The organism is Mucilaginibacter gracilis (assembly GCF_003633615.1).
Classification (GTDB): Bacteria; Bacteroidota; Bacteroidia; order Sphingobacteriales; family Sphingobacteriaceae; genus Mucilaginibacter; species Mucilaginibacter gracilis.
This window is the reverse complement of sequence record NZ_RBKU01000001.1, coordinates 5,941,155-5,956,805: the sequence shown is the minus strand read 5'-3', so window position 1 is coordinate 5,956,805 and position 15,651 is coordinate 5,941,155. Positions and strand designations below refer to the sequence as shown.

Here is a 15,651-nt window from a genome sequence, read left to right as displayed (position 1 = left end):
TAGCAATGACCCTTTTTCCAGTATGGACATCTATCCATTCGAACCGAAAAAAGGCTTTTGGGGTGGCTTATTGGAAAATATCTTCGGCGACCCTCATTACAACTACTATCGAAACAGTTCCGACCGGAGGCTTAAAGTCAATTTTTCGTCTAAAAACTGGCTTGTATACGCGTCCCTGGGTGTAAGGGCGGTTATTCAGAAAAAAAACACCTTTTTATTCTTTAACGTATGGGGGCCTGTAGACAATAAAGACGAAATGCGGTTGGGTTGGACACCTTTGGTATTTAAGCTCGACATCCCTGCATTTACAATGCCCGGGACGACTCCACCACAAGACCCTTTTACAGTTGCGGGTAAAATGCTTGCGCATTCTATAAAAATCAATTTGGGTGGCGAATACACGACACTGAGGGTGAGCGATGTATTGGATGCAAATACCGCATTTCCATTCCTGCCAGCTGGTTATGGAACGAAATTAAATGATCTTAGCTTCGATGTAAACGCATTTTTAAACCAGCAGAAAAATAGCGAGATTGATAATCTCTTTAAAATAATCAAAAAGCAAATTGGTTATACCGCTGCTCCAACAAAACTGGCTTTTATCAATAATGACAAGATCATGATTGACGGAGATGTTCAGGTACACAACAGCTCTACCGGCAATGGCGTTATGTCAAAAACGTTTACCTTTAACACTGCTATAGTAGGATTTTCTTCGACCGGATCGAATAAAGTATTCATCTTTAAACCAGCTAAAAAGATTGAATTAGTTAGCGGCGGCGTCTATGCCGTTGGTAAATTAAACGGCGAGTGGAAAGGTATTGCTGTAAAAAAAGAATAGCATTATAAATGCATGAGCGGTATGATGAATGTAACATTATACCGCTCCTTAATGTAATTGACCCTATATCACATGAAAAAAAAATTATTATTATTTTGCATCCCTTTTTTAATTTCAACAGGCTTGTTCGCCCAGGATACCACATCTTATTTAAAAGCGAAACAGCTTAAAATTAATGCTGAAGTGATCGGGGGATCGTTCAGCTATGAAGCCAAAGTCAGTCAGACTAATACCATGTATTTTGAAGCGGGCGCACAATATGGCATTTCGTACCGTTATTCCAGTGATTTCGGAAACGATTACCGCTACGCCTTTTCCCCACTCATATCAATAGAAGGACGGCACTATTATCATTTCAAAGAAAGAATTGCCAAACATAAGGACATTAATAATAATGCCTCAAATTTTTGGTTCCTGCGTACAGGCTATACATTTAAACCCCTTAGTCAAACTGCGGGTTATACATTTAGTGATGCCCTTTCAGTAATGCCAGGATGGGGTATACAGCGTAACTTAGGTACGCATTTCAGTATGGAAGTCCAGCTTGGTGTCCCAGTCAACTATTACCCAGCTGACAATTCTTGGTATGTTGGGCCTGGCGGAGGATTTAAAATCGGTTATGTATTTAAATAAAAACCGGATACTTTCGCTACGTTCTAAGTGCAATGATAACTGCACTGTACTACATGATGATATGGTATAAAGGAGGGACTTTAATATGCGTTTACTCACACTGCTTACTTTTCTCTTCTTATTCAATATTATTCCTTATCAAGCTGCTGTTGCCCAGAATAATGGGTTTACTATCGGGTTGTCTACCATGTGGCCGGACTATGGGCTCCCCAGAAAAGACGACGGTTCAGCTACGCTTTCAACAGCCATCGACCTGGGGTACCGTACCTACATATTAAAGAATGCACATTTAAGTACGGGTTTCAGCGGTTTTTTTGAACTTTATGACTGCCCATTTACTTTAGCAGGATCAACAGACCCAAAGGATGCCCTAAAACCGCTTAAGAGTCTATATGGTACAACTGTCTTTACCGGCATAGGGATCACCCCATCATGGTGCTTTAACCCGGACGGAGATTGGACATTTTCAGTGGCTGTTAAACTTAAAGCAGGCAATTATTATGGCTGGGGAACCGTTCAAGGGCAGGATGCTGCGGGCAATACCATTAATTATGATAAGCAAAGCGCAAATGCCGGGTTAGGAGTGGCTTGGTCGCCACGACTTGTACTCGAACGTGATATAGACTCGCACAGCATAGGTTTATTGATCGGTTGGGACAGTACAGACTTTGGCAAAGGTGTCAGAAGCTTACGCTCTACTTACTACCCTAACCAGACTTATCGTTCATCGGCAATCGTCTTAGGAGTTATTGTTAGGCTATAACGAACAGTCTAAAATCTGTAATATTCACTGTATTTTTTTGCTCGCGCATATCTCCATGATTATCTTTTCTTGTGCGGTAATTGTCTTATAGACTGTTGTCGCTAACTCAGCAGAAGCAACTGATCTTGCTACATAGGGAAGAAAGAAGTAATTGATCCATGCACTGTCCCTGTCAGAAAGATAACCTCCCTGATAAAGATAGGAACCATCTTTCTTGGTATACATAGGCGAATTTATGTTATTCAGTATAGATGTACTTGATGTAAGGGAATAATGGCCCGCAACCGAATTAAAATCATAGATACCGGTCTGATAATAATTTGTGGATGGTTTATTAAAATGGACCTGGGCGTACCGGGTAATTATCCCAACAAGGGGAATTTTTATACTTTTATTGGGATTTACATATCCACCTTATGACAATAAAACACAACATCGATTTTCAAAAAGCATCCTTTAAAGATTTCGAACGGGTACCAGATTTAAACGCATTTCAGCGGGCTGAGATTTTTAAGGATTTTACGGATTACATGGAAGTGCAGGGACATATGAACTACCGTTTTGTAACGAGTAATGGTTGCGGCCCCGAAATGTGGGTAAGTTCACCTTTCCAGAAAGAGCCTAAAAAATGTGTCAGCCTGGTTTCCAATGATTATTTAAATTTCACACAGCATCCCAAAGTAAAGGCGGCGGCCATTGCAGGAATAGAAAAATACGGAACCGGAGCCGGGGCCTCCCCCCTAATCGGAGGCCATCACGAATATCACGTAGCTTTGGAGGATAAACTTTCCGCTTTCTTTCACCGTCCTAAAGAATCATCTATTATTTATACCACCGGGTATACGGCTAACAGTTCGACATTGCTGGCGATGCTGAAAGCCGAAGATTGCGCTATTGTAGATATGGCCGTTCATGCCAGCGTATATGAGGGTTTGTATGAAACGAACGTCAAAAAATTCCCTCACAACAGCCTTGTTCACCTGGAAAGGGCCTTGATTGAGGCGCAATCAAAATTTCTTACACGCTTAGTGGTGATTGATGGGGTCTATTCACAGGACGGCGACCTGGCCCGGATGAATGAAATTTACGACCTGACAAAAAAACATGGAGCCTTTTTAATGGTAGACGATGCCCACGGAATCGGGGTTCTTGGTGAAACGGGACGTGGCGCTATCGAGTTATTTAATTTGCTGGATAAAGTAGACATCATATCGGGCACTTTAAGCAAGGCATTCGGGCATATCGGCGGATTTGTAATTGCTAAGCCGGAAGTTGCTAATTACCTTAAATTTCAATCCCGGCAGCAGGTATTTTCTTCAACCTCTACTCCGGCGGCAGCGGGCTTACTGGTGGCCATCGATTTAATCGATGAAGAACCGGAATGGCGCGCTAAACTTGCCGAGAATGTCGCTTATTATAAAAAAGGGTTACTGGATATGAAATTGGAGATTGGCAGCACAGCCTCACCTATCATACCTATTAAAGTCGGGGATGCGCATAAAACGGGCGATGTCGCACGATTACTGTTACAGGCCGGGGTATATACCAACGCTATTGTTTATCCCGGTGTATCCCGCAAGGATGCGCGGATCAGGACAAGCCTAATGGCAACCCATACCCGTGAACACCTGGACATCGTTTTAAATGCGTTTGAATATGTAAATAAAAAGATAAGGTTTGCCAAGACCGGTAGTTAGTGATGTAATATCACTGCTACAAAGCGCTGTCCCTTCGCCGATAGGCTGATCCCGGTGGCCCCCTGTTATTAAAAATGCATAAATTAGTCAGCACGAAAAAAACATGATGACAAAAAAAAGATACCAAGGGCCATCTAATGACAGGGGTCGCTCTACCCAAAAGCTTATCGAAGCTGTTGGGACAGTTATCAAAACCAAAGGGTATATCGGCCTCAGCGCGACCAATATCGCCAAAGAGGCGGGCCTGAGCAGGCGGCTGATCTCCTTTTATTTCGGCACGGTAGACAGTTTGATCGAGACTTACGTCCGCAGCAAGGACTATTGGGTCGCAGCCCCTGGTAATGCCGGGGATTTGCTGAAGGAAAAAAAACAATCAGGGACTAAAGATATTTTGGAAGCTATGCTGATCAACCAGCTTGATTTTTTTTCTACCGAAGAAGAAATGCAAAAGATCGTTTTATGGCAAATAAGCCAAAGCACCAGGATCATGAAGGAGGTCTGCGAGGAAAGGGAATTATTAAGTACACATTTTTTTGCATTGTCCGATAAAGAATTAAATGGCAAAGACATTGATCTGCGGGCGGTGTCCGCTTTGTTGGTCGCAGGTATCTATTACCTGGTACTACACGCCAGGTCAACCGATACCACTTTTTGTGAAATCGACCTTAATAAAAAGGAAGGAATGGAAAGGATAAAAAAAGCGATTAGTTTGATATTGAAGAACACCTACGGCAATTAACTGTTCTGACCTTGCAAGACAGTTTTTTAAATAAACTATCTACCTATGAGCGTCACCTATTTTAAACCCCGCGACCGTTTCGATTTTTCAAAAGACACCCTTGATATTGGCAACCCGCTGACATGGGATCGTGAGCAGTTTTTAAAGCACTTGTTTAAAAGGATATTCGCCATTAGCGAAGATCGAATTGAAGAATTTTACCAACGCCACCTGGCTTATTACTTAACCAAGCATGCCGACGGCAGTGAAGAAATTTTTCTCAGGTATTTATGGGGATTGATCGAAAGGCAGCTCAAAGTGCTGATGGGAAGAAATATATACGATAAAGACCATGTGACAAACGAGCGGCAGATCAGGCAGCTAAATAAATTCACCGAAGTGCTGATCTCAGCCGACCGCTGGAATATCCATAAAGCTAACGATGCTGTCATTGCACAGCAGGAGTTTGAAATCCATACCCTCAAACAACAGGTTGCAGATTTAGAAGCAGAATTGAAAGAAACCCGCCAATGGGAAACCGATGGTTATATTATAATCAGGGACGGCCAGGCATTGGCAGTGCTCGACCTCTGCCTGCAAATGCAGGAACTGAAAGCCACGGACGGCAAGGAGTTATTAATCACCCCCGCCCAGAACGCCTGGGCCAAGATGATCAGCAAGTACTTCCGGGAATATGATGATGAAAATAAAGGCCAGCTTAAAGAAATTAAAATAGACAGGTTAAGGCACTATCTGCGCGGCATCGATCCTAAAAATCCTTTGAGAAGAGAAAATGAAATACCCGCGAAGCACAAGCTTTACACCATCACCCCGGTAAAAAAAGGGAAATAATGCTTTTACTGCTTTATTGAAATCCCCAAAAGCAGCAGTTCTCTATCAAATTGATATTGAACTATTTAATGTGCTGGTTAAATAAATTCAAAGCACTTCAAATTTACCACGCAGGCATTGTGGTAACAAAAAGCCGGTTCCATAGCATTCTTTTGTCCTCAAACAAAGGCTATGGAAATTATCAACAACGAAGCCCTTAGCCGGTGCATCAGGGATGCAGTAAGGGCGGAACTACAGGAACATTTTAAAACAGGTGGCAGCCAGCAGACGGCTGAAGAACGTCTATTGTCCAAACAGGAACTGGCGGCTGAATTAGGCGTGTCACTGGCGACCCTATCCGATTGGATGAAAAAGGGCCTGCCCTTTTTGCGCCTGCACAAGCGGGTCTATTTTAAAAAGAGCGATGTGCTGAAAGCCATGCAGCAAAACATGACAGATTAATTTAAGGAGGGAAAGAACTATGAATGTGGAGATCATCACCAAAGAAGATTTAAAACAATTTAAAAGCGAAATGCTGACCGAGATCAAGCAGTTGATCAAGCCCGAACAAGGCCAAAGCAAGCAATGGCTCAAAAGTGCGGAAGTACGTAAGTTGCTCAACATCTCACCGGGCACCCTGCAAAATTTGCGCATTAACGGGACGCTGCGATATTCGAAGATCGGCGGGATGATGTACTACAAATTAGAGGACATCACCAAATTATTAGAGGGAGGCAAGCAATGACATCTACAGCAATCCATCGTGAAGCAGCCGACTATAGCCGGTGGGTCAGGCGCATGAGCGCCGACAGCAGGATGCTGGCCACCCATGTGAGCCTGTTCGCTGGCCTGTTTGTTTGCTGGCAGCGGAGCGGATTTGCAAATCCATTTTCCGTTAACCGGAAAACGCTCATGGCCTATAGCCGGATCGCGTCGGTAGCGACCTATCATAAGTGCATTCGTGAACTTGATGAATCAGGTTACATCCGTTACCAGCCATCCTATCATCCGACAAGAGGATGCTTGGTTTACTGGCCGGAATGGCCTGGATGACCGGGGTTATTTATATCCCGATATGGCGATATAAAATAGCTGAATAGCTATGTATCTGGATATACAGCTATATAGCTATAAAATCCCGGTACAAAATATTGAATATCTATGTATCTGAATATACAGCTATACAGATATGAAATCTCCCGGTACATCGTACCGAGAGATTAAGTAACCAACAACTTAGTAACCTGATACGATATGACCAGCGATTTAGTAACCCGTTATCGGATAACGGGAGATGGTATAACCCGTCACAATAGAACCAGCGATTTAATCGCCAGATACAAAGGAGCCGGTTACGACGTAACCAACAGCCGTATACCATCCTTCGTATTGCCGCTGTCAGCGCCAATACGAATTCCAATACCTAAAAAGCATCGTTTTTGTAACACAAAAACAGTTAAGGCCATGCCTAAACCACGGCAAACGGCTCAGGGGCCGGTAAAAACGCAGTTTTTACCGAAAGCACGTGTCCAAACGAAAAATCGTTTGGAGCAAGCGGGAATTGGGCAGAGCCCTATTCTGCTTGCCATTTGCGCTGCAAATGGGGTTTTGAGTATCCTCCGGGGATACTCAGCCGCGTTTTTACCGGCAAAAAGAAAGAAAACAGGATACCGGCGGGTATCCTTCATAACTGTATATACGCTTAACGCGCTGTATCGCCCCATACCAGGCGGTTGGTACAGCCTATTACCAATAACAAAGAATATATGGACGATATTAATGTTAAGTCAGTAAGATACCCCGAAGCGGTTGACCAGAAGTTTGAAAAGATAGCCCTCAAACTGGGCCGCACCAAACGCCAGGTCTTTATTCAGATGGTGGACTATTTTTACAAAAGCAAGAAAGACCCCGCAGACCTGAATGATGAACTGTTAAAAAATGCACTGATGAAGAACCACCAGCAATATATCGGTTTTATCAGGACACAGGAGAACATGCTACTCATCCCCATTAAAACAGAGATGGACAGGGTTTCCGAATCACAGGGCAAGATCATCCAGCGCTTCAATACCCAAGTGCTGGAACATAATGTAAAAGTGCTGAACAATCAAACCGCCCATTCCAAAGCGTTCGGCGAAATAGGCCGTGTGCTGGACATCATCCTGAAAGCCATGCAAACCAAAGAGAACCTGAAAAGACAGTTTGTGCTGATCCTGGATGGCTATATCCGGTCGAGGGATGCTTTTGGCGTGATGACATCGGGTCGGGAAAAGGAAGAACTGATTGCTGCCACCAAAGAGCAGGTCAGGTTACTATAATAATTTAATTCCCCTTCAGGGGGTTAGGGGGCGTATGTTTATCAATATTTCAGACAGCAGGGAAGCGGAAAACAAAGGGAGCAGCAGCAAGCTGGTGCATTACCTCGAAAAAGAGAACCGCATAGATGGCAAGCAAAAACCGGAATACTGGTTCAACGGGCAACATGTGAGTATTCAGCCTTATGAGGTCATGCGGAAAATAGACGGGAATGTTGCCAAGCTGGGGAAGGACGATGCCAAATTCTTTTTGGTCAATATCAGCCCGAGCCAGAAGGAGATTGCTTTTCTAAAGGAGCAATACGGCGAAGATGGTGCCATAGACCAAATGAAAGGATTTGCGGTCAGGGTGATGGATGCCTACGCGCAGAATTTTAAACGGGAGGGCATTAACGGCCACGAAGATCTGATATGGTTTGCCAAGCTGGAAAACTACCGCTATTACAGTCACAGCGACCCTGAGGTTAAACAAAGGCTCAAAAAGCGAGGCGACCGCAAGGAGGGCGAACAGCTGCATGTTCAGATCATCGTGAGCCGTAAAGATGCGAGTAATACGGTTAAACTTAGCCCCATGAACAATTCGCGCGGCAAAAATGCGGCCCATTCCAAAAAGATGGGCCAGTTTGACCGTTTGGCCTTTAAACAATGCGGTGAAAGTCTGTTCGACAACCTGTTTGAATTTGACAGGCAGCTTAAAGATACACTGGCCTATGCCAATACCAAAAAGAACGGCAGCGTAACCGAAAGGGCGACAATGGAAAAACGGGAACAGGAAACGTTCGTTAAAGCGCGGGAGACAGAGATTGGTACAGATATATCCCAGGAACAGGTAGATTTAGAATTGGCACCAGATATACAAGAACAGACAACAGAAATCGGCTATTCGCCTGAGAGTTGGGCTGCACCTTTCAGAATAGACATCGCAGACGATATTGATGACGAGGCCATTCTCGGTAGGAACCGGCACCGTAAAAGGAAAGCCAGGACCAATATGCGGTAGGGACTGATTCCTTTAACAATCGAATTGTCCTGACCAACCCGGCAATTAGACAGTACGGTTATATAAATAAGGATGGAGCAGTTTTAATCATTGTGGGTAAAATGATAGTCCACCTAAAATGCTGATCGGACAAACCACGAGGCTGACCAATTCGGCGAGATTATCTTAATTTGAGTTGTTCCGTGATTAATTACCTACTTCTTTCCAAAAATCACCCCACTGTGAACCCTGATCATTTTGGAATTGTTTATGTCTTACATAACAGAAAGCAATTGTAGAAAGACAGTTTAAGCCAAAAAGTATCTTAACATATTTTTAATCGAATTGGAAAATGTCGGAAATTTACTGTTTAAGTAATTCGCTTTTACTAATTTTTATTTGTATTATTACGAATAAAAATACCTTTAATGAGGAAAATAATTATAGTTTCTTTATTATTAATAAATTGTATTCACTCGTTAGGACAAATTAAAAATCCTGGTTTTGAAAATATAAAAGATACAGTAGATCGCAAACCGGAGAACTGGAATGTTACTAAAGTACAAGGTTTTGTCATTTCTGTGGATCATGATACAAAATTCCAAGGTCTTAACTCTTTAAGCGTAATTGGGAGCGATAATGTTAATGAAAGTTCGTTCGCACCCTTTTCTCAGATTTTAACAATTGATACTCCAAATTTACGGCAAGTGTCAATATCAGCCTACATTAAGACTAAAGATATTAAAGGAAGTGTAGGATTATGGTGTCAAATACTGGACAAAAAAGGCAATATAATAGGGTTTCAAAACTCACAGATACAAAATGTCCTTATCAACGGCACAAATGATTGGTCTAAGTACAAGCTAAGTTTATCTTTAGATACTAATGCCAAAAGGATTGTTTTTGGAGGTTACTTACAGGGATTTGGTTCCGCTTGGTTTGACAACTTTAAACTTAATAATTTTATTAAGCGAGAGGGGAAAACTTCAAAGGAAGTTGTTGACTTTTTAACCGAAGTCATCGACTTAATAAAGGAGCATTCTATCGTAGCAAATAAATTAAATTGGTCCGATATAAACGAAAACATCACTAAACTTTCATTAGGTTTAAATAAAACGCAAGATGCGCAGGATGTATTAGAATACATTTTAAATCAGCTAAAGTTAGTAGGAGACAATCATTCTCTTATTCTATCCAAGGAAATGGCTGATAATTATGCCCGAGGTAACAATGCCGGTTCAACTGAATTAATCGATTCGCTAGTATCTAATAATATAGGGTACATAAAGTTAAATGGCTTTAGCACAACTAATGTATTGACATCTCAAAAATTTGCGTCTAAAATTCAAAATATAATAAGACGAATAAACAAGCATCACATTAAAGGCTGGATTATTGATTTAAGGAATAATTCGGGAGGGAATATGTACCCCGAGATCGCTGGCCTGGGTCCATTATTAGGAAATGGCGTAGCCGGTTATTTTGTAAGAACGATTGGTGGTAGTAAGAAATACACATCGTGGTCGTACAACGATGGTAAAGTATACATTGGGAAGGTCTTAGTAATGCAGGTTAAAGATGATTATAAACTGAAAAATTCAGCTACAAGGATAGCTATATTAATTGGAAATAAAACAAGTAGCAGTGGAGAGATGATTGCTGTATCTTTTAAGAATAAAAAAAATACTAGATTTTTTGGGCAAGCATCTGGCGGATATTTGTCTGCAAATCAAGGATATAAACTATCGAATGGAGATGTGTTTTATTTGGCTAGTGGTAATGTAGCAGATCGAAATAAGAATGAATATGATGATAAATTAATACCTGAAATTCTAATAGATGAGGACACTCATAAAAACCCTAATGAACTGATAACGGTAGCTAGAAACTGGATTTTGAGAGTACTTTAGAGAAGGGATGCGTTTTTTCTACTTCAGGATTTTTGGAAACTTAAATAAACTCAGTTGCCTGAATTTATTTAAGTTGGAAAATTAAGCAGTTGCAGGCGGAGGGGTACATTTACCATATGTTATACAAACATAAGTAATGAAACAAAGGGATGTTATATATACAGTTCCTCCTTTGGTTGTTGCCATCGATTCCTCATTAAGTTCTGTGATTGATTCCAAGTTTAGAGCCAATTTTTTGTTTAATTTTTTTTTCATGATAAAAAGTTAAGATTTGTTATTTGTATATAATAGATTACTATTAACGCGCAGCCAATCATTACTCTCAAAACATCCGAGGTTTTTATATCAGATCCTCTAATCCAAGAGGATAAAATGATAGACATTCCAATTGGAGGCAATACAGAAATTAAAACGTCAATAAAAATTGGACGGTCATGTTTTTTCAATTTCGACATCTTCAAATTTGTCATAAGTAAATTTATAGATTATAAATTGTAATAAAGAAAATTTGCTAGCTTATTATTGCAGATTGTTTTCGGTAATGTAGCCATAAAACGTTGTATACTTCCATTTCGTTTCGCCTAATGTCAGATGAATTAAGCTTATTCATAAATAAATGTACGCAATTGGACATTAGGTTAATTTTCTCAAAATTACTATACTTAAGTTTTTTTTGACCGAGAATTTGCAAAATGATATTTTTTTCCTTTTTTGATTTGTTATTTAATAATTTGATGATCTTGACATCAATCAATTTGTGGATTTCGTTGATATCTGTGTTTAATAAAATATTTAATTTTTCGGATTCATTTCTGAATAATTCGGTAGTTTTCTTTCTTAAAATAGTTGTATTTCCAAATTCATCTAGAAAGTTTTTTGCGATATTTCCCGTAAAAGTTAATTTTTCATCAAAAGAAAGGTTGAAATTGTTCAGAAACATATCGATACATTTATAAGCAATAAATTTTCGATCTACCTTTAAAAATTCATTTTTTTCAAATTGAAGTAGGGAAAAGTAAAAATCAGTATCAATACTAAATAGTTTTTCGACAAGCCGAATATCGAAAGGCCCATAGGAATCAGGTTTGTAGCTATCAATATGTAATTTCCAAATTATATCATCAGATACATATTGTTTAACGGCTTCGTTAAACATATTAAGTAGTATATGGAGGCTAGATTTTTCAATAAGTTGATACCTTAAGCGAAGGTGTGGATCACTGTCATCATATCTTACAAAGAAGGAATTACTGATCATTTTCGTTGTTTTTAATTCTTTTTGCAACGACTGTAAGCATTCCGCTAATATAATTTCCTGCACCGCAAAACCAGCATATACCTTGAGATACAACCATTCTGACCCGATTGGATAAGAAGATAGTTTTCTTGAATCATTAATACTTTCTTGAATCTGCGTTGAGTTACTCGATCTGGGCTTTTGATAAAAAAACACTATTTCATTCCCATAGTTTTTGCCTTCTTCATCCTTCACAATTGCGTCATCTCTATCAAAATCAGTCAAATATTCAAATATTCTTATACTTTTTTGATTCTTTAGAACCTGCAACATAAGCTTTAAGCAATAGGCATTTTCCAAATCTATAACAATGAAATTATCCCCGTTTGCAATTGAAATGTATCTGGGAATTTCATGACGAATTCTCCACTTTTTCACTTCATCTCCGAGTGACAAATCGTTCAGGTACCTCCATGAATCAAATTCTTTAGTTTCAAATATCCAGTAGGCTTCATTTAAAATTATATTTTCATAAATTACTCTAGGTATAAAGTTGGTTGAAGATTCGAACCACGTCCAATCAATTACTGCATTGACAGTACTTCCCTGGTTTTCCAGATCACATAAAAATTCATATACTGGAGTAGAGAGGTATTTGTAATTATGGGCATTATTAAGTTGCGGAATTATGATTTTATTTAGTGATTTAGAACGCAATACTAATCGTTCATTTTCCACACTTATCAATAAATCCTCTGGAAGAATTTGTGTTTCATTGTTCAGGGTAGACCTTCCCAAATATGGTATCTCATATTTATGAAATTTGGGCCTGGTTAATAGATTTCCCCACTCAACATTAGAAAAATGGTTGATTTCTGCTATAATTGAATTGTCATTCTCAGAATATTCTTGGCTGTTTATTATTTCTTTCGCCAAAGATTCTATAGTACGATCAAGTTTACAGAATCTCCCTAATATCTTTGCCCCTCCGGGGTTTCTAATGGCTGATATTAATACATTTATATCACGTTCGCCTTTAAGCAAGGATACAACACACGAAAATGAATTTGACAATCCCCCTCGATCATCCAAAATTAAGTCATCCAACTCATTTTCTTTGAGCGTTATTATTCTCAAATTGTGTTTAGTTGCGTGTAATAATTTTTTTAATAAAAATTGTCGAATTGATCTTGTTGACGCTTCATTAGTAGCACTTTGGCCTATATGTATTTCTCTTTTAGTTGGATAGCCAATGCCAGCATCACCATCCAATGCAAGCAGCAGTGGGATTTCTGCAAATGCGCCATACTTTTGTAAAAAGCTTCTCTTAAAATTAAAAAGTTGTGAATCGCTGTTGGACAGATTTAATATCAGCTTAACCCCCTTAAGTACGTTTTCTGGTATTTTTTTGTCTATTTCGCAAATGTTAAAACTTACAATGGAGTCAGAATGCAGTACATTTTGACTGAGCTCATTTGAAATGAAAGCAAATTTATCTTCTATCTCTCTATAGCGACTTACTGAGAAATTAGAGCTTGTTAATTTCGATTCGCTTATCTGCAAAATATCGATAAGGTTTCCAGCGGAGATATCATAATTATTGATACGAAGAGTTGTTTTAGTCGGAATAGATTTTAATAAACTTACCAACTCCTCGATGTTTTCTCCTGGCACCAAATTAGATTCAAGGTTAGTTGTTAAAATTTGGTTTTTGATGCAATTATCTATGTAGCTAAGTATTTCTTTTTTAGCAAGTTTCGCGTCAAACAAATGAATTTGCTTTTCTAATTCTTTTAAAGGGATCGCTGTTCCCGTTGCGTTCAATATAAATTCTAAATGCGGTGTCGATTGAATTGAAACCACACGATATAAAGTTTTTGACTCTTTTAAATATTTTTGAACATATCTTAACTGCGGGCCTACTCGATAAACACTGGAGTTTTTGACAATTGCCAACTTTGATTTTATGGAAGGATTTTTAATAAGTTGTTCGCTCAAACTTGAAATTAACTTAATTTTAAGTTCGTTCTTTAAAATAGTTTTGGATGGGTTAAGTTCTATCGAATTTTTCTGGCCAATATTACCAGTGCTAACACCGGCAAATAATCCAAATGGAGTCGATCTAGTTGACGAGCGAATCAAATATTTAGACAGAGACAGAAGTAAGTTCTCCGTATCTTTCGGCTTGGTAATCTGACCATTTTTAAATTGCAGAAATCGTTCATGTAATGATGGTGAGGCAATATATAGGGCAAGTTCATTCGAGGGATTTGAGAAGTGGTTGATAATAAACTCAACTACCTCTCCGTCAGTTTGGACTTGGAAAAAAAGCCATAGATAATTCTTTGAAACTATAGGTACCCGAATAAAAAAACGGTCAGTGTATTTATGATCCATTTATTTTAATGATGATAAAAGTAAACATGAATCCCAATTAGTTTTACTGGAACAAATACTATTAAGGAGTACCATTCCAATACCGGCCATGCCTTCCAATAATCCTATTTCACCAAGCAATGGGCTGGAAGTACCCGATATAGTACTAAAGGGGGTGTGATCAACAATTGCATTTTTAGAGCTTGAAAAACTTAGAGTCTTATTGATCCAAAAACGAGCTGCATCTTTACAATTTAGGTCTGCTGTTTTTTGATACACCATATGAAAAATATGTGCGATACCGGCGGTTCCATGACAAAACCCTGCATCGTAAACTTCATTGTCCGGTAAAGACCTCCTATTAGCGCTATACAAGAAAATTGCCATTGCAAGGTCGTAAGTTGAACTGTCGTTCAAAATTGCAGAGGCTTCTAGCAAAGCCCAACCTATGCCCAAGTCGCCATAACACCATGCAAGACGTGACTTTTTTTTTGTATTATTCTGATCTGTATAAAGCATATCTGGGAAAAAGCATTTATCTATGTCTGTATTTTGGCAAATGCTATGATAAAAATTTACAGCCCTTTCAATTAATTCCAAACATATACTAGGAGCAATTTGAGCTTTAAAAGCCTCGCATAAGAATAGAATTATACTAGCCATCCCATGTGATAGACTTGTATTTATTTGCCCATTATGACGACCATTATAGTCGTAAAATGTCCACTTTCCTGTATATTTAGGGCCCTTAATGCATAGCAAGTTTAATTGTTGTACCAAGTTCTCAAGTCCAATGGTGAGTGTTAAGTCCTCTAATCCAGATAATAAATAAATTCCTGTTCCAAGTGCTCCATGCAGATAATCATAATTGCCATCCTTAATTGTTTGTCCAGCAAAATTTAATAAATATGGATGGCTAGGTCTAAGAACATCAATTGAATCCTCGTCTATAAAGTCGTTTTTAATCAAGTAATTTATAAGCCAACCAAAACCAGCCAATCCGTTACTGAGTGAGCAAGAAACTTTGCTGTTATTTATTTTTATAATACTATCTTCTATGATTTTGACTCCATGATTTATAAACGTTTGATTATCGGTTAATATGCCGAATTCAAACATGTATATTGCTTGGCCCCAAGTTCCGGACATTAATCCGACGTTCGAGCGATGACTTGGTTAGCCTGCTCATTCTTTCTTCGTGGAAATCCGATGAGAGCTGCCCTCTGATGATCATTGGCCCTTTCTTGGCAAACCATCCCAGTAACATCGGATCAAATGACTGGATAGCAAAAGCGCCTTTATATCCCAATAAGCTATTCAAAATAACCATATTGGCATTCTTCACCCAGGG

16 protein-coding genes are annotated in these 15,651 nt (G+C 39.3%); 13 read left to right on the top strand and 3 right to left on the bottom strand.

Going from position 1 to position 15,651, the window contains the following annotated elements; all coding sequences use genetic code 11:
* Positions 1-22: 22 nt before the first annotated feature.
* The 13 genes from BDD43_RS26470 (at position 23) to BDD43_RS26405 (ending at position 10,687) form a co-directional block, all read left to right on the top strand.
* Positions 23-841 carry a hypothetical protein gene (locus tag BDD43_RS26470; RefSeq protein ID WP_121201241.1) on the top strand — a complete coding sequence of 273 codons (819 nt, stop codon included), beginning with the start codon at positions 23-25 and terminating at the stop codon, positions 839-841.
* A gap of 72 nt (positions 842-913) precedes the next feature.
* Positions 914-1,474: a hypothetical protein gene (locus tag BDD43_RS26465; protein ID WP_121201240.1), complete on the top strand. Its 561-nt coding sequence runs from the start codon at positions 914-916 to the stop codon at positions 1,472-1,474.
* Between the two features lie 85 nt (positions 1,475-1,559).
* Complete coding sequence (locus tag BDD43_RS26460; RefSeq protein ID WP_147425749.1) at positions 1,560-2,237, top strand: hypothetical protein; 678 nt, start codon at positions 1,560-1,562, stop codon at positions 2,235-2,237.
* Positions 2,238-2,653: 416 nt separating this feature from the next.
* Positions 2,654-3,934 (top strand): aminotransferase class I/II-fold pyridoxal phosphate-dependent enzyme, encoded by a 1,281-nt coding sequence (locus BDD43_RS26450; protein ID WP_121201237.1) that lies wholly within the window; start codon positions 2,654-2,656, stop codon positions 3,932-3,934.
* 103 nt (positions 3,935-4,037) lie between these two features.
* Positions 4,038-4,673 (top strand): TetR/AcrR family transcriptional regulator, encoded by a 636-nt coding sequence (locus BDD43_RS26445; protein WP_246001803.1) that lies wholly within the window; start codon positions 4,038-4,040, stop codon positions 4,671-4,673.
* Between the two features lie 45 nt (positions 4,674-4,718).
* Entirely contained in the window at positions 4,719-5,504 is a 786-nt protein-coding gene (locus BDD43_RS26440; protein ID WP_121201235.1) for a hypothetical protein, read from the top strand.
* Between the two features lie 171 nt (positions 5,505-5,675).
* Positions 5,676-5,945 (top strand): helix-turn-helix domain-containing protein, encoded by a 270-nt coding sequence (locus BDD43_RS26435; RefSeq protein WP_121201234.1) that lies wholly within the window; start codon positions 5,676-5,678, stop codon positions 5,943-5,945.
* Positions 5,946-5,964: 19 nt separating this feature from the next.
* Positions 5,965-6,228 carry a helix-turn-helix domain-containing protein gene (locus tag BDD43_RS26430; protein ID WP_121201233.1) on the top strand — a complete coding sequence of 88 codons (264 nt, stop codon included), beginning with the start codon at positions 5,965-5,967 and terminating at the stop codon, positions 6,226-6,228.
* On the top strand, positions 6,225-6,536 hold the full coding sequence (locus BDD43_RS26425) for a hypothetical protein (protein WP_121201232.1): 312 nt from the start codon (positions 6,225-6,227) through the stop codon (positions 6,534-6,536). Before BDD43_RS26430 ends, BDD43_RS26425 begins: the two co-directional genes overlap by 4 nt.
* A gap of 201 nt (positions 6,537-6,737) precedes the next feature.
* Positions 6,738-7,277, top strand: coding sequence for a hypothetical protein (locus BDD43_RS26420; protein WP_121201231.1), 540 nt, complete (start codon positions 6,738-6,740; stop codon positions 7,275-7,277).
* Positions 7,250-7,801, top strand: coding sequence for a BfmA/BtgA family mobilization protein (locus BDD43_RS26415; protein ID WP_121201230.1), 552 nt, complete (start codon positions 7,250-7,252; stop codon positions 7,799-7,801). The genes BDD43_RS26420 and BDD43_RS26415 overlap by 28 nt, the downstream gene beginning before the upstream one ends.
* A 34-nt stretch (positions 7,802-7,835) precedes the next feature.
* Complete coding sequence (locus BDD43_RS26410) at positions 7,836-8,798, top strand: DUF5712 family protein (protein WP_121201229.1); 963 nt, start codon at positions 7,836-7,838, stop codon at positions 8,796-8,798.
* A gap of 407 nt (positions 8,799-9,205) precedes the next feature.
* A complete protein-coding gene (locus tag BDD43_RS26405; RefSeq protein ID WP_121201228.1) occupies positions 9,206-10,687 on the top strand; it encodes a S41 family peptidase in 1,482 nt (493 codons plus the stop codon).
* An 81-nt stretch (positions 10,688-10,768) separates the two neighbouring features.
* Here the strand turns inward: BDD43_RS26405 and BDD43_RS30290 are convergent, their stop codons facing one another.
* From BDD43_RS30290 to BDD43_RS26395, 3 genes are all read right to left on the bottom strand, one after another.
* The gene (locus BDD43_RS30290) at positions 10,769-10,942 is read right to left on the bottom strand and encodes a class I lanthipeptide (protein ID WP_162847177.1); all 174 of its coding nucleotides are present in this window, start codon (positions 10,940-10,942) and stop codon (positions 10,769-10,771) included.
* A 256-nt stretch (positions 10,943-11,198) separates the two neighbouring features.
* The gene (locus tag BDD43_RS26400) at positions 11,199-14,321 is read right to left on the bottom strand and encodes a lantibiotic dehydratase (RefSeq protein WP_121201227.1); all 3,123 of its coding nucleotides are present in this window, start codon (positions 14,319-14,321) and stop codon (positions 11,199-11,201) included.
* Positions 14,322-15,449, bottom strand: a complete 1,128-nt coding sequence (locus BDD43_RS26395) for a lanthionine synthetase C family protein (RefSeq protein WP_121201226.1) — start codon at positions 15,447-15,449, stop codon at positions 14,322-14,324.
* Positions 15,450-15,651: the final 202 nt, after the last annotated feature.

Coding starts and splice junctions, on each gene's coding strand:
- BDD43_RS26420 (WP_121201231.1), top strand. CDS start 6,738: ATGACCAGCGATTTAGTAACCCGTTATCGGATAACGGGAGATGGTATA.
- BDD43_RS30290 (WP_162847177.1), bottom strand. CDS start 10,942: ATGAAAAAAAAATTAAACAAAAAATTGGCTCTAAACTTGGAATCAATC.
- BDD43_RS26465 (WP_121201240.1), top strand. CDS start 914: ATGAAAAAAAAATTATTATTATTTTGCATCCCTTTTTTAATTTCAACA.
- BDD43_RS26435 (WP_121201234.1), top strand. CDS start 5,676: ATGGAAATTATCAACAACGAAGCCCTTAGCCGGTGCATCAGGGATGCA.
- BDD43_RS26410 (WP_121201229.1), top strand. CDS start 7,836: ATGTTTATCAATATTTCAGACAGCAGGGAAGCGGAAAACAAAGGGAGC.
- BDD43_RS26405 (WP_121201228.1), top strand. CDS start 9,206: ATGAGGAAAATAATTATAGTTTCTTTATTATTAATAAATTGTATTCAC.
- BDD43_RS26395 (WP_121201226.1), bottom strand. CDS start 15,449: ATGTCCGGAACTTGGGGCCAAGCAATATACATGTTTGAATTCGGCATA.
- BDD43_RS26440 (WP_121201235.1), top strand. CDS start 4,719: ATGAGCGTCACCTATTTTAAACCCCGCGACCGTTTCGATTTTTCAAAA.
- BDD43_RS26415 (WP_121201230.1), top strand. CDS start 7,250: ATGGACGATATTAATGTTAAGTCAGTAAGATACCCCGAAGCGGTTGAC.
- BDD43_RS26450 (WP_121201237.1), top strand. CDS start 2,654: ATGACAATAAAACACAACATCGATTTTCAAAAAGCATCCTTTAAAGAT.
- BDD43_RS26470 (WP_121201241.1), top strand. CDS start 23: ATGGACATCTATCCATTCGAACCGAAAAAAGGCTTTTGGGGTGGCTTA.
- BDD43_RS26400 (WP_121201227.1), bottom strand. CDS start 14,321: ATGGATCATAAATACACTGACCGTTTTTTTATTCGGGTACCTATAGTT.
- BDD43_RS26445 (WP_246001803.1), top strand. CDS start 4,038: ATGATGACAAAAAAAAGATACCAAGGGCCATCTAATGACAGGGGTCGC.
- BDD43_RS26460 (WP_147425749.1), top strand. CDS start 1,560: ATGCGTTTACTCACACTGCTTACTTTTCTCTTCTTATTCAATATTATT.
- BDD43_RS26425 (WP_121201232.1), top strand. CDS start 6,225: ATGACATCTACAGCAATCCATCGTGAAGCAGCCGACTATAGCCGGTGG.
- BDD43_RS26430 (WP_121201233.1), top strand. CDS start 5,965: ATGAATGTGGAGATCATCACCAAAGAAGATTTAAAACAATTTAAAAGC.